Source organism: Corynebacterium sp. HMSC05H05 (assembly GCF_001807265.1).
In the GTDB taxonomy this organism is placed as follows: Bacteria; Actinomycetota; Actinomycetes; order Mycobacteriales; family Mycobacteriaceae; genus Corynebacterium.
In genome coordinates, this window is the sequence record NZ_KV788379.1 from 243 (window position 1) to 515 (window position 273).

Genomic DNA, 273 nt, shown 5'->3' on the forward strand with positions numbered 1-273 from the left:
TCACCTTGACTGACGGCACCATGATGACCGGGGCCGAGTACATGCAGCAAGAATTCGGCGAGGCACTCGAGGTCGCCGCGTTCCACCCGGAGGAAGGGGCGGTGAACCTGTACGACACCGAGCGCTTCGCCAACCAAAAACAACGCGATATGGCATGCATGGTCTCACCCGTGTGCGCCTTCCCAGGCTGCAGGCACGGGGCGTATGGCTCCGAGATCCACCACGTACAGGCATGGAAACACGGCGGCTACACCAACATGAACAACCTGGTGC

General features: G+C 61.2%; 1 protein-coding gene. It reads left to right on the forward strand.

Annotated features, from left to right (window positions below):
• Positions 1–273, forward strand: a 273-nt coding sequence (locus HMPREF3151_RS11975; protein ID WP_168160586.1) for an HNH endonuclease signature motif containing protein, incomplete at both ends; no start/stop codon positions are given.